The organism is Rhizobium sp. PvP014 (genome assembly GCF_017876855.1).
In the GTDB taxonomy this organism is placed as follows: Bacteria; Pseudomonadota; Alphaproteobacteria; order Rhizobiales; family Rhizobiaceae; genus Neorhizobium; species Neorhizobium soli.
This window is the reverse complement of record NZ_JAGIOT010000002.1, coordinates 2,695,186-2,708,086: the sequence shown is the minus strand read 5'-3', so window position 1 is coordinate 2,708,086 and position 12,901 is coordinate 2,695,186. Positions and strand designations below refer to the sequence as shown.

The 12,901-nt window shown below is 59.4% G+C and carries 10 protein-coding genes and 1 pseudogene; 3 read left to right on the top strand and 8 right to left on the bottom strand.

Annotation, left to right across the window (positions count from 1 at the left end; translation table 11 throughout):
* Positions 1-62 precede the first annotated feature (62 nt).
* Positions 63-1,229, top strand: a pseudogene (locus J3A65_RS17630) (IS3 family transposase).
* Between the two features lie 30 nt (positions 1,230-1,259).
* On the opposite strand, the gene J3A65_RS17625 reads toward J3A65_RS17630, so the two are convergent.
* The 5 genes from J3A65_RS17625 to J3A65_RS17605 form a co-directional block, all read right to left on the bottom strand.
* Positions 1,260-2,201: a DUF808 domain-containing protein gene (locus tag J3A65_RS17625; RefSeq protein WP_209902551.1), complete on the bottom strand. Its 942-nt coding sequence runs from the start codon at positions 2,199-2,201 to the stop codon at positions 1,260-1,262.
* Between the two features lie 152 nt (positions 2,202-2,353).
* A complete protein-coding gene (locus J3A65_RS17620) occupies positions 2,354-4,057 on the bottom strand; it encodes an iron ABC transporter permease (RefSeq protein ID WP_209902548.1) in 1,704 nt (567 codons plus the stop codon).
* 4 nt (positions 4,058-4,061) lie between these two features.
* Positions 4,062-5,039, bottom strand: coding sequence for an ABC transporter substrate-binding protein (locus J3A65_RS17615; RefSeq protein ID WP_062459092.1), 978 nt, complete (start codon positions 5,037-5,039; stop codon positions 4,062-4,064).
* Between the two features lie 89 nt (positions 5,040-5,128).
* The gene (locus J3A65_RS17610) at positions 5,129-6,253 is read right to left on the bottom strand and encodes an ABC transporter ATP-binding protein (protein WP_082471702.1); all 1,125 of its coding nucleotides are present in this window, start codon (positions 6,251-6,253) and stop codon (positions 5,129-5,131) included.
* A gap of 223 nt (positions 6,254-6,476) precedes the next feature.
* On the bottom strand, positions 6,477-6,857 hold the full coding sequence (locus J3A65_RS17605; RefSeq protein WP_184655869.1) for a hypothetical protein: 381 nt from the start codon (positions 6,855-6,857) through the stop codon (positions 6,477-6,479).
* A 729-nt stretch (positions 6,858-7,586) separates the two neighbouring features.
* Between J3A65_RS17605 and J3A65_RS17600 the strand changes: the two genes are divergently transcribed.
* The gene (locus J3A65_RS17600; RefSeq protein ID WP_209902546.1) at positions 7,587-9,662 is read left to right on the top strand and encodes a HAMP domain-containing methyl-accepting chemotaxis protein; all 2,076 of its coding nucleotides are present in this window, start codon (positions 7,587-7,589) and stop codon (positions 9,660-9,662) included.
* A 162-nt stretch (positions 9,663-9,824) separates the two neighbouring features.
* Here the strand turns inward: J3A65_RS17600 and J3A65_RS17595 are convergent, their stop codons facing one another.
* The 3 genes from J3A65_RS17595 to J3A65_RS17585 form a co-directional block, all read right to left on the bottom strand.
* Entirely contained in the window at positions 9,825-10,364 is a 540-nt protein-coding gene (locus tag J3A65_RS17595) for a hypothetical protein (RefSeq protein WP_209902543.1), read from the bottom strand.
* 76 nt (positions 10,365-10,440) lie between these two features.
* The gene (locus J3A65_RS23560) at positions 10,441-11,178 is read right to left on the bottom strand and encodes a type II CAAX endopeptidase family protein (RefSeq protein WP_209902541.1); all 738 of its coding nucleotides are present in this window, start codon (positions 11,176-11,178) and stop codon (positions 10,441-10,443) included.
* A 51-nt stretch (positions 11,179-11,229) separates the two neighbouring features.
* Complete coding sequence (locus tag J3A65_RS17585) at positions 11,230-11,628, bottom strand: hypothetical protein (protein WP_209902539.1); 399 nt, start codon at positions 11,626-11,628, stop codon at positions 11,230-11,232.
* A gap of 270 nt (positions 11,629-11,898) precedes the next feature.
* Between J3A65_RS17585 and J3A65_RS17580 the strand changes: the two genes are divergently transcribed.
* Positions 11,899-12,588 (top strand): permease, encoded by a 690-nt coding sequence (locus J3A65_RS17580; RefSeq protein WP_209902537.1) that lies wholly within the window; start codon positions 11,899-11,901, stop codon positions 12,586-12,588.
* Positions 12,589-12,901: the final 313 nt, after the last annotated feature.

The window sequence follows — 12,901 nt, the reverse complement described above, 5'->3', positions numbered from 1 at the left end:
GATTGAATAGCCCCGAGATTTGTAGACACCTTCTTTCCTAATTTTGAGGCAAGAAGATCACCATGAGCAAATCGAATTTCAGCGAAGAGTTTAAGCGCGACGCGGTGCGTCAGATCACGGAACGGGGCTATCCGGTTGCGGAGGTTTCGCAGCGGCTCGGTGTAAGCCCGCACTCGCTTTATGAGTGGAAGAAGAAGTTCTCCTTGGCGTCTGGGAACCAGGGTAACGACCAGTCCGAAGAGATCAGGCAGCTTAAAAAGGAACTGGCGCGGGTCACGGAGGAGCGCGACATATTAAAAAAAGCGACCGCGTATTTCGCCAGGGATGCACCCCTCTCGACGATGTAAACATCGTCTGCCGGGCAATGAGTGAAGTACGCGTTCGTTGCCCAGCATCAACAGCGGTTCTCGGTGCGAATGATGTGTCGCCTGTTCCGCATCCATCCCAGCGGGTTTTATGCCTGGCTTCGGATGCCCTTGAGCAAGCGTGCCTTTGAGGACAAGCGGCAGATCAATCTGCTCCAGACGGCTTGGGAAGAGAGCGGCAAGGTCTACGGGTATCGCAAGCTTCATGACGACCTGCTCGATCACGGCGAGACATGCTGCCCTAACCGGGTTGCGCGTCTGACGCGGATTGCCGGGATAAAGGCTCAGATCGGCTACAAGCGCCGTCCCGGAGTTTATGGCGGCAGGCCTTCCATTGTCATCGACAACACTCTGGACCGTCACTTCGACGTTGCTGCTCCGGACAAGGCGTGGGTCACGGACATCACCTACATCCGGACCAACGAAGGCTTCGCCTATCTCGCGGTGGTGATCGATCTCTATTCCCGCCGTGTTATCGGCTGGTCGATGCAGAGCCGTCAGACAACGGATGTCGTGCTGCAGGCGTTGCTGATGGCTGTCTGGAGGCGAAAGCCAAAGGAAAAGGTTCGGGTGCATTCGGATCAGGGATCGCAATTCACCAGTATGGACTGGGCAGCGTTCCTGAAGAACCGCAATCTGGTTCATTCGATGAGCCGACGGGGCAACTGCCATGACAATGCCGTCGCTGAGAGCTTCTTCAATCTGTTGAAGCGGGAGCGGATACGCCGAAAGGTATATCGCTCAAGAGACGAAGCCAGGCAGGACCTGTTCGACTACATTGAGATGTTCTACAACCCGAAGCGCAAACATGTCAGAAACGGGATGCTGTCGCCCGTAGAGTTCGAAAAGCGGCAGAAAACTTAACCCGAGGGTGTCTAGGAAACTCGGGGCTATTCAACGCGAGGGGAGCACCGCATGCACGGCCGTTACGCCAATGACGACGATGGCGCCAAGGATGATGCCCAGCAAAGACTGAAGCGAGGATGTCGTAAGCCACCCGACCACAGCCGGAGCAACCCCGATGGTAGTCGTCATGAAATGGGATGCCCCTTCTATGACATGCTCGGGTGTTGACAGCCCGAGCCCATCCAGCCCGTGGACGACGATACTGCCGCCGACCCAGAGCATGGCCGCAGTGCCCACGGCCGCCAGGATCTGTAGAAACACCGGCACACCCTTGACCAGGCTGCGGCCGATCACCCGTGCCGTGCCAGATCCCGCCTTTGCCATGTGCAATCCGATGTCATCGGCCTTTACGATGAAAGCCACGACGCCATAGACGGCAACCGTTATCAGCACTCCTACGGCAGCGAGCACCATAGCCTGGGTATAGATGCTGGAATCCGCAACATCGGCAAGCGTCAGGGCCATGATCTCTGCGGATAGGATGAAGTCCGTGCGGATAGCCCCGGCGACCTTCTGTTCTTCGAGCGCGACCGGGTCAACCGGTGTCGACGAGTCACCCACATCGTGCGCGTGGGGGGCCAGCAGACCGTATATTTTCTCAGCGCCTTCGAAGCACAGGTACAGGCCGCCGATCATCAACAGCGGGGTGATCAGCCAGTTGGCGAAGTAGCCGAGCAGGAGGCAGATGGGCAGGAGGAAGACCAGCTTGTTGCGCAGCGAGCCCAGAGCGATGCGCAAAATTATCGGCAGCTCCCGGGCCGGCGATAGCCCAACGACATAGGTCGGGGTTACAGCCGTGTCGTCGATAACAACGCCTGCAGCCTTGACGCTTGCTTTTGCAGTCTGGGCCGCAACATCGTCCAGCGACGTAGCAGCCAGCTTCGCTATTGCAGCGATATCGTCGAGTAGTGCTATCAGGCCTGTCGCCAACGAAATGCTCCGTTAATTTCCGATTGGACACTCACAACAGATCAATAGCACGTCAAGTTCCGTCATCTCTTTCCCTAGCTTTTTGAAGGTAGGGCACGCCTTTACCCCGCATTTTCGAAGCTAGGAACTAAGCTTAAACCCCCGTACTTCAATCACTCCAACCAGGGCAGGGTGCCCTTCGGCATGCTTGAGCCAATCAATGTCGCTCCCCCGGCAAGGCTCAACACGAGGAGGGTTGAGAGAACTGCGACTGCCGCTGCGCCAGTCGAGTTTCCTTCATACTGAAGAGCAAAAATCATCACACCTATGGTTTCATTTCCCGACGACCAGAGCAGTGTCGAAAGCGTCAGCTCGTTGAGCGCCGTCATCACGACCAGAATCGCCCCGGCAGCCGCGGCCGGTAGCACGCCGGGCAAGAAGATGGACAGGATGCGGCGATTAAGACCGGCGCCGGTAATGCGAGCCGCCTCGTCCAGTGCGGGGTCGGCTGATTGCGCGGCGGCGGCCACGGGCCGGAGCACCAGCGGCAGGAAGCGCGAGAGATAGGCGATGACGAGGATCGCCATGGTCCCGTAGAGCGACAGCCCGATCAGCGGCAGCGGCTTGAGGAACGCGAGGATCATGCCGAGCGCGACAACAGTGCCGGGAACGACCCAGGGCCCCTCGATGACGAAATCAAGCAGCCGGAGCACAGGATTTGTACGGCGTTGAGAAAGAAAGGCCAGCGGTACGGCCACCAGCATCGAAATTGCGGCCGTGATCACGGCGAGCAGCAGCGAATTGGCAAAAGCCCTTCGCACGGTCGGATTGTCGAGCACGGCGCGGAACTGGTCGAGGCTTATCGTGTCGGGTCCGAAGGCCACCCCGATGGCCGGCAAGAGCGCAGTCATGGTCAGCGCCGCGAGCGGCACGAGCGACAGGATGAGCACCACGATCCACAGCAGGAACTCGATTACAGGCGCGCGGCGGGTAGGCACGAAGGGTGTCCCGGCCGGAAGCGGCACGGCGATGCAGGTCGTGACGATGTTGCGCAGGACGATGGCAAGCGCCGCCATGGCAGCGAGCATCAGCGCCAGTGTCGCCACTTGGCCGGCGGCGGCCGGGCCGAAGCCGTTCAGCCGTTGGTAGATCAACGTTGTCAGGACCGAGATGCGGCCCGGAATGCCAAGAAGTGCCGGCACGCCGAAATTGCCAATCGCCGCGGTGAACGCGATCAAGCTTCCAGCCAGCACCGAAGGCATGACGATGGGTAAGACGATTCCGAGGCCGATCCTGCCTGGCGAAATACCGAGGATGCGCGCGGCCTCGACAAGGTCGGCCGGCAGTGCCCGCAGCGCCGCCCGGACAGCAATGAAAACCAGCGGCATGTGTTCGATGCCCATCACAAGCGCGATCCCGCCAGTTGAATAAAGCGGGTTGGTGGAGCCCGGCGGTGGCGCAAGGCCGAGCGGTTTCAGGATCGGCGACTGCGCGCCAAAGAGTTCAATCCAGGCAAGCGCCATGGTTTGCGACGGCACGATCAGCGGGATCAGGATGAGAAAGGTCAGTGCGGCGCGGGTGCGGAGTTTCAAAAGGCTGACGGCAAAGGCGAGCGCCACGCCGATGACAGTCGACACGGCAACGGACAGAAGCGCGGTCTGCAGCGTTCCCGAGAGCGCCCTGAGTGCCGAGCGACTGGCGAGCGTGGTCAGCATCAGCCCGAGCGGCGTGCCGTCCTCGCCGGGTTGGAAGGCGGCGGAAAAGAGCCGCGCGAGCGGCCATAGCGTCGTGAAGGACACGTATAAAACGAGAAGGGAGACGAGCAGATGCTCGCCTCCCAAACGATGCGGCCGGCCCATAACGGGTCTGCGGATCATAGGGTCAACCGCCAAACAGTTCCGCGAACTTTTCCTTGGTTTCCTTGTCGGCTTTGAGCATGGCATCGCTGTCGGCGGGCAGGATCTTCAGTGTGGTAAGCGCCGGGTACCCTTCCGGTTGCGCGACACCGGGCAGGATTGGGAAATAGCCTTGGGCGGCGGCCTGTACCTGGGCTGCCTTGGAGAGCTGCCAGGCGACGAAGGTCTTGGCTGCCTCGACCTGATCGGACCCCTTGAGCACGGCGACTGGCTGGGTGATCGAGCTGACACCTTCTGCGGGAAAGACGAAGTCGACGGGTGAACCCTTCTTCTTGGCGTTGAGGGCCATGTACTCGATGATGATGCCATAGGCCTTTTCGCCGCGCGCAACGGCTTCGACAACCGTGCCATTGCCCTGGCCGGCAACGGCGCCGGCCTCGGCCAGCTTTTCGTAATACGCCCAGCCGAATTCAGGCTGCTGCGTTACCGTGCCGACATGGATGACGGCCGCACCGGAATAGAGCGGGCTTGGCATGATAAGGCTCTTGGCCGCATCGGCGGCAAGCAGGTCGTTCCAGCTCTTCGGGGCGGTCTTCACGAGGTTCGTGTTGTAGATGATCCCTGTGGTGATCACCTTGGTGCCGAAAAAGGTCTTGTCGGCATCGATGAAGGCCGGGTTTATGCCCGCAACCGGAGCGTCGGTAAAGGCCAGAAGGCGGTCGTCGTTCTTCAACTGCGTCATGGCGACGGTATCAGCAATCAGGATGACGTCGGCCGGGCTGTTGCCGGCGGCATATTCAGCCTGCAGCTTGGCCATGACCTCGGTCGTGCCGGAACGGAAGAGTTCAACCTTGATCTCTGGATGGTCGGCGTTGAACGCCTCGATGACCTTGGTCATCTGATCTTGCGGCTGCGAGGTGTAAACGGTGATCGTGTCTGCGGCCGCGGCCTGGAAGGCGAGGCCGGCAAGAATGGTTGTGGCGACGAGCGTGCGGAAGAACATGAGAACCTCGTTGATAGGCAGATTGTTTTGAACGCGGCCCCGCCCGGGCGATGGGGAGACGGCCACCGGTTCGGCAGATGCTGTTTCGCCTAGCTCACAGAGATGACGGCAGAACGACAGGTTGACGATCGACCAGTGACACGGCCGGCCCAGGTTTGGCCTGTTCCGCCGTCGCCGATCACCCAGCCGCCCGTAAGGACGAGTTCGATCGACGTGCCGGGCGCTAACCGCTCCTCGAGCGGCAGGCTGACGACGTCGCCGTCAATCTCAGTCGGCAGACAGTGGCTGAGAAAGACGCCGTTCTGAAAGACCTGCCCCAGGAGCTCGACCTTCAGGTGGCCGCCCTCAGGCACGCGCTTGAAATCGGAGGCATGACAGCACAGCCAGCCATAGCCTGTCGGGGCCTCGCCCGGCATGTCGAGGAGCTGCTGGCCTAGCATGACCTTCGTTCGACCCGCTCCGGACTCAACCACTTGCACCGGCAGCGTCCGTCCCCGACCGATAAAACGGGCAACCATGCTCGAAGACGGCTGGCGGTAAAGCTCTTCCGGCGTACCGAGCTGCTGTAGCCGGCCCCGGTCCAGGACGGCGACATGCGTCGCAACCGCCATCGCCTCGTCCTGATCATGGGTGACGAATACGAATGTGGCGCCGGTCAGACTATGGATACGGCGGAATTCCGCGAGCATGGCCTCACGCAAGTGAGAATCGAGATTGGCAAGCGGTTCATCGAGCAGGATGAGTTGCGGTCTGGTTGCGAGCGAGCGAGCAAGCGCTACCCTTTGCCGCTGTCCACCCGACAGTTCGTGCGGCCGGCGGCCATCCAGCCCCCGAAGCCCGACGACGTCCAGAACCTCATCGATGCGTTGGTTTCGCTCCTGAACCGTGAGCCCGGCGACTTTCAAGCCGAACTCGATATTTTTTCGTACGGTCATCGTCGGCCATAGCGCATACGACTGAAAGACCATTCCAACGCGACGCTTTTCCGGTGGGACAAAGACGGCATCACCGGCGACTAACTGATCGTCGAAATGGATCTCTCCTTGATCGGGATGCTCAAGCCCGGCGATCAGGCGCAGAAGAGTGGTCTTGCCGCAGCCTGAAGGTCCAAGCAAGGCGAGAAACGCTCCGTCGGGAATCGCGAGCGAGACGCTATCCAGCGCTGTGAACTGGTCGAAGTGCTTCGATATCGCGTTGAGGCATAGATGCGGCACGTAATCGCCCTCCGATCGTCAAGATCAGATTCCACGAATATGTGACGTGTGGATGACAGTCAGGTTCGAGGCATAGCCAGTTCCGACTGGGTAGGACAGTAGAACGAAGTCGATATTCTCGCTATCGAATTCGTACTGGAGGCCATCAGGCCCTTGGAAATTGCTGTGACGGACGTGCCCGATGGACGCTGAGTGCGTCGGATTGAGCGGTGCCTATCTCCACTCAATGTATGCCTTTAGACGGTTCCGGTAATGTCGCGTCCTCTCGAATGGCCGGAATAATCGAGACCGTGCTTTCGAGCCGGTTTCTCAGCTCCTGTGAAACAAGTGGAGCCGGACTGTTTTCCTCATCTGCGTCCTGAGTTTCTTCATCGACCCCCAGCGAGGACAGGCGATAGTCGATAGCAAGCGCGTAGATTGCTTCCAGCAGACCCCTCTCCTTGATGTCCGGGTCGGACAACGCAAACAGGGAGGCTTTGACAATGCGTTTGCTCGATGTCTTCGGGCATTCGTCTACGACATGAGCATAGAGTTCTTTGCCGGTTAGACCGTCGGCTGCGCCACTGACGAGCGCCTCGTAGACCTTGTTCAGTTTCTTGCCCATGAGGATGATTCCTTTTTCGGATGAAAGTTCGGTTCCGATGACGACGGTGTGCGAATGTCGTTCAGGGCAAATTGATCCTGACGACTGCCCGGCCTGGTGTCAAACTGGATCGGACAGACCTCGTGTCAGGATCGCACACAGGGCAGCCATCATGGCTCTCAAGTCCATCAGGGGACGCCCGCCCAGGATTACGCAGACGACTGCTTGGCCAAGGCCATCTTATTCCTCAAGCCGCGTCACAAAACTGAAATAGACCAGGGATAGCTGGAGACAGCATTGTCGCTTCGGCGCGTGTTGCGTTGATCGAGAGTGTTACCTGGAGACCCGGTCGTTGAGAACCCATCTCGAAGTTGTGCATGCTTTATTGGATCTATTGCGACGATTGCGGCTGAGGCCGCCGTCGCAGATTCGGTTTCGCACGATCGCAAACACGCCGACGACAGTGAAGTTTTCCAGGCACGAGCTACTCAACGCTCTCTATGCCCTTGAATACGAGGGTGTTATCGCACTCCACAATGATTACAGCTTCAGTGTGCTGAAGCCCTCTTCCGCAATCTAGCCGAGGGGGCAAGTGAGCTGCGCCGCACCGGCACGCACGCGGTTATGTCACAGTAAATTCACACTCCGTAGACATTTGCTTAAGAGCCGAAGGGCATTGATGCCGCTGTTTTCTTGCCTTTGAGGTCTAAGCCTTTGCTCTTCTCCAATCTTCGAATCTCGCAGCGCGTCATGCTCCTGGCGGCGATGGCGCTCGTCGGTATCATCACGATCTGCGCCATCTTTATCGGTCAGCGCCACGTCGAGCACGGATATCGTGCCGCTGCAGATGCGCTTGCCGAGAGCAAAGCCGACGTTGCAAGCCTGTCGGCCAGCGTGAGCGCCAGCTACATGTTCCAGCAGGCATTCCTGCTCGAAAAAGAGATGGCCAGCACGGAAAAGTTCAAGGCAGCCGTTTCCGAAGGTCGTAGCGTGCTGGCGAGCCTTCGTCGTTCCGCCACTCCTGAACTCGCAGCCCAACTCGACCAACTGAGCATTGGCCTGACTGCCTACGAAGCAGCGTTTGATACGCTTGTGAAGAACAATCAGGACCTTGGTCTCGATCAGGACGATGGCTTGCAGGGCGCCATGCGCTCGGCGGTGCATTCGATCGAGGGACGTCTGGACTCCGTCGACGATACCGCTATTCGCGCCAGCATGTTGATGCTGCGGCGTCATGAGAAAGACTTCATACTGCGTGGCGATGCCTCATATCTGCAAAAACACACAGAGGAGGCTGAGACATTCGCGACGCTTGTGAAAAACGCCTTCCGCCCAGGCGCGCAGCGCAGCCGGGTGCTCGATGGCCTGGAAATTTACCGATCGGCATTTCGCTTTTACGCCGAAGCCAGCATTGGGGAAGCAGAGACCCGCAAGGATGTTGCAGCTGCCTACCTTGCGTTAGAGCCGCAGGTGCAGGCTGTCAGCACAGCTTACGAAACGGAGCGCGAGACTATCCTCGTGGAAAATGAAAGAGTCGCGTCTCGCAACCTTACCGTCGTCGCCGGCCTGGTTCTGCTGGCGATCGTCGGGCTTGGTGGCGGCGTCTGGATTATCGGCCGGTCCATTACGCGGCCAGTCGCGGCGATGACCGGTGCCATGGGTAAACTCGCCGAGGGACAGACGGATCTTGCGATCCCGTCGTTTGGATCTCGCAGCGAATTCGGTGCCATGGCCGGCGCGCTGCACACGTTTCGGGAGGCGGCGATCGCCAACCGTCGTTTGGAAGAAGAAGCAGCGACCGTACGGGCCAACGCGGAAGGTGAACGCGTCCGCCTGCAACGGGAAGCAGAGACCGAGGCAAGGGCACGATTGAACCATGCAACCGGAGGTCTCGCCGAAGGGCTGCGGCGTTTGGCAAGCGGCGATCTCGCTTTCGAACTGACCGAGCCATTTGCGCCGGACTTCGAAAATCTACGCCGCGATCTCAATGCAACAGTCGCCCAGTTGGCCGATGTCATGAGCTCGATCGCCCATGCAAGCATTTCCATCGAGGGGGGAAGCCGCGAGATCGCCTCGAGCGCTGACGATCTGTCCCGCCGTACCGAGCAGCAGGCCGCATCGCTCGAAGAGACCGCGGCAGCGCTCGAACAGATCACTGCCAATGTCGGCAACGCGTCGCGCCGATCGCAAGACGCCCATCGTATTGCCAGCGAAACCAATGCCGCGAGTGAAAGCACAGCTGTGCTCGTTTCAAATGCGTTGAAAGCCATGGCACGCATCGAGATCTCGTCGACCAAAATCGGCGGAATCATCGGCGTGATCGACGAGATCGCCTTCCAGACCAATCTTCTGGCTCTCAACGCCGGGGTCGAGGCGGCAAGAGCGGGGGAGGCAGGACGAGGATTTGCGGTGGTTGCCCAGGAGGTCCGCGCTCTGGCAGGACGGTCGGCGGAAGCCGCACGAGAAATCAAGCAACTGATCCAGACGTCTGACCGAGAAGTTCTAGACGGCGTTCGCTGCGTCCGTGAGACCGGCGAAGGACTGACCGAAATCACCGGCCGCGTGAAAGCGATCACCACGCAAGTCGAAGCGATTGCCCTTTCGGCTCGCGAACAATCCGTCGGCCTCAACGAGATCAACACGGCCGTCAACATGCTCGATCACGGAACACAGCAAAATGCCGCGATGGTCGAGGAAAACAATGCGGCAAGCGCACTGCTCATGAACGAGGCGCAACGCCTACGCGGTCTCGTCGGCATGTTCCAGCTCGCGCAGGGACCATCAACATGCGACACTCACGCGAGTGGAGTGGACCACGCTGCTTAATTTCAGCGAGATTTCTGGAGCCGGCGCCTCGATCACCGGAGAGCAGCATCTTCACATTGAGATGACTACGTGTCGGTGACGGGCGACGATCAGCGACCGCTCTCGTGGGAGACCCGCACCTCGCGACCGCGAGGAAGGTTGCGCGTCGTTGCGAAACCGTAATTAGTCCCGAACAACGCGTCTGAATGCACCGGACGAATCGAAGCGGCACTCGAACGTGGTGACCCGGGATCCCTCGGGTGGGAACTGGCCGTACACAGTAAACCCGCCCCCCGTACGCTCCACCGGGAGAGTAAGGATTTCCTGAGGCCTGCGGCCGAACGTGGCTGATGCCTCTCCCTGGCAGAATTTACCCATGCTTCCGACGGAGACCCTCTGCCGCGACTTCGTTTCGATGTCGCGTTGCGGCGGCGGTGAATACGTGTTGCCGCGGAACGGGAAGTCCGGCTTGTCGCCACGGGAGTTCGGACATTCGTAGCTCATGGAGTACCAGGTCACCGGTCCTGGAACGCTGTCGCCGAGGAGCCCTCCGGCGTGGCTTTCACTAAAGAGAACGTGGTATTCGCCACCGCAGACGCGCTGGGCTTCCTGGATACATGCTCCGCTGTTGCCCTTGCACTTTGTCTGATGAACGTCGTTTGCGGACGCGGGGAGGGCCGACAGCAGGACTATTCCCATGAGAGATTTCGCTACGAGACGCATTCTAAGTCCTTTCGTTCGAACGTTGCGGCGCGAAGGCCATGAGTTGGATTTTTCGATGGCGACCGGTCTTCGGGGTTCACTCCACTGCATTGATGGGCACATGGCCGAACTCCAAAACGAAGACAAACCCAGTCCAGTCGTTGATGATATGGGCGCCCGCGGAGACCCAGAGATTTCTCGTGACGATATAGGCGAGCGTGAGTATCAGGCGGGCAAAACCGATGCCGATGAGAGACTGTGCAAAGTGCCAGTCATAGGTCGGCAGATGCGCCGCGCCGAAGAGCAGAGACGAAACGACAACGGCGATCAGGATCCCCAACCTTCGTGACAGGTGCAAACGCTGTACGCACAGCCACAAAACGGCGAGGAAAGGCAGTATTCCGAAAAGCTCTTCCCCTACCAACTGGATGCCGGTCACGAGAAGCGTGGCACTCACCTGGGTTGCCGACATCGCGGCGATCGCATCCGCGACGGGATTGGAGTAAAGTTCGAAAAACTGTTGCAGGACCAAGCCCATCGCCATGGATCCCAGCAGCGTAGCAACCCCGAACAGCACCATCAGCCCCACGGATCGAAATCCGACAGGACGGAACAGGCAGTTCCAGTGTGGCCCGGCTACCTTGCGAAGCGCCAACACGGGGACTGCGACGAACAGCAGCGCCGGAATGAGATTGTAGGGGAAGGTGCGAAGGGGAACGAGGGAGAGCACAAGCAGAGCGCTCGCCAACGATACAATGACAAGGAGCCAGCCCGGTCCATCAATTTCGACGGGCTTGCCGTTGTAGAACGGGAAATCGCGATCGGTTGAAATCACCCTTCGAACCTCGACATTTCCGGACGACCGTGTCGCACGCGGTTCGGATGACTACTCGACGTAGAGCGTGAGATCGTAACTCGCGGTCTCATTGCGCCTTGCGGCATTGCGCATCAGATAGACGTCGATGAGGTACTTGCCGCTCGACGGGATCGTGATGCTGGTGCCGTTTCCATCGATCGAGCTGTTGTACATCGCCGCATCGGCGCCCGGAGCGGTCACATTGAAGTAGAGGCTTGTATTGCGGGAATCGAGCTGGACGCTCATCTTCTGGCCGGCCGTAACCGACAGCGCGTACTGAACCGTCTGGTAGCCTTTGACCGACGATTTGATGGTCGAGCTCGAGGATCCCGTAGCAAAACGAACCGTCTCGCGCCGCATCTCGTCGGCGACGGAGGGCACGGCTGCCATCAAGGCGACCCCGAATATCAGGCTTTTCATCATCTTCATCGACTGGCTCCTCCCGTTCGATCTACGAGGAAAGTCCCAGGCACGGCTTGGCGCCTTGGCGAAGTTGTTCGGGTTCATGCGACGACCTCATGGTGTCTATTTCAAAAACCTACATTAGCTGAAATGGCATGGGAAGCCTGTTCGGCCAAGTCCTTCACGGTGGCAGCTGCCCGCCTGCGCGCAAAGACAGGGGACTGCACAGTGACGTCTGGTGCCGACGCTGGTAAGAGGGTGCAACCTCACGCAGGCATCAACGGGAAGGACTGGCACGTGGACTTCATGAAACTGCTGAAGTCACTCGAAGAGCTCCTCTACGAGCTGGTGTCGTGGCTGGTCTTTTATCCCGTTACCATGTGGCGTGCGGTCGTCAGGCCACTCAGCATGATGCGCTACGCAGACATCGAACTCGCTGACGAGCCGGAAGAACAGTATCAGGACACGCTTAGCCCGCCCCTGTTCCTGCTCATTACGCTGCTTCTTTCACAGGCGCTCTCTGGAGCACTGCCATCGGTCTACGATCCGACGGAAGCTGCCCGCGAGCTCGGCTCGGGCTCTAATCTTCTGATCGCAAGAGGAGTGATCTTTGGCATCTTTCCGCTCTGCATGGCGGTGACGCTGCTGCGATCGAAAAGGGTCAGGATCACCCGCAATTCGCTCCGCCCGCCCTTCTTCAGCCAGTGCTATGTCGCGGCACCCTTCGCCTTCTTTCTCGTGCTGGGCTTCGATTTCTTCAGCATGCCGCAGGAACAGGGAAATCTCGCCGGCGGCGTCGCAGTGGCGGTTGCCACCATCTGGTACGCGCAGGCGCAGGTCCGCTGGTTCAGGCACGACCTCGGCGTCAGCGCGCTGAAAGCCATCGCTATTTTCGTCGGCGCATTCCTGTTTGCCACCATCGCGGCGTTTACCGTTGCAGCGGTGATCACTCTCGACGCTAAGAGCATTGCTCCCGCCCCTAGTTGATTGACTGGCGGAGAAGAGCGACCGGTGCCATGTCGTCATTTTCGTCCGTGACGGATGATCAGCCACATGGGGATGAAAACTCCGATGACGGCCCAGAGAACTACGGAGGCACCGAAGTGAAGTCTTCCTGTTTCGGCAAGTGATATGCCGAGGACAATGGCCGCTACGGTTGTCACAAAGACTGTGACGGACATGATGATCCAGAAAAGCATAGTCATTCCATGATGATGTGGTCGGCACGGTACTTCACAGGACCATCCCAGCCGACGGGGGTCACGCCGGCCTCGGCGCAGATAGAATCTCAGACGGGCTC

What these genes read in the sequence shown, in the direction of transcription:
- J3A65_RS17605 (WP_184655869.1), bottom strand. Translation starts at nt 6,857, where the DNA reads ATGGGCAAGAAACTGAACAAGGTCTACGAGGCGCTCGTCAGTGGCGCA.
- J3A65_RS17585 (WP_209902539.1), bottom strand. Translation starts at nt 11,628, where the DNA reads ATGAAGATGATGAAAAGCCTGATATTCGGGGTCGCCTTGATGGCAGCC.
- J3A65_RS17615 (WP_062459092.1), bottom strand. Translation starts at nt 5,039, where the DNA reads ATGTTCTTCCGCACGCTCGTCGCCACAACCATTCTTGCCGGCCTCGCC.
- J3A65_RS17600 (WP_209902546.1), top strand. Translation starts at nt 7,587, where the DNA reads ATGCTCCTGGCGGCGATGGCGCTCGTCGGTATCATCACGATCTGCGCC.
- J3A65_RS17595 (WP_209902543.1), bottom strand. Translation starts at nt 10,364, where the DNA reads ATGCGTCTCGTAGCGAAATCTCTCATGGGAATAGTCCTGCTGTCGGCC.
- J3A65_RS17620 (WP_209902548.1), bottom strand. Translation starts at nt 4,057, where the DNA reads ATGATCCGCAGACCCGTTATGGGCCGGCCGCATCGTTTGGGAGGCGAG.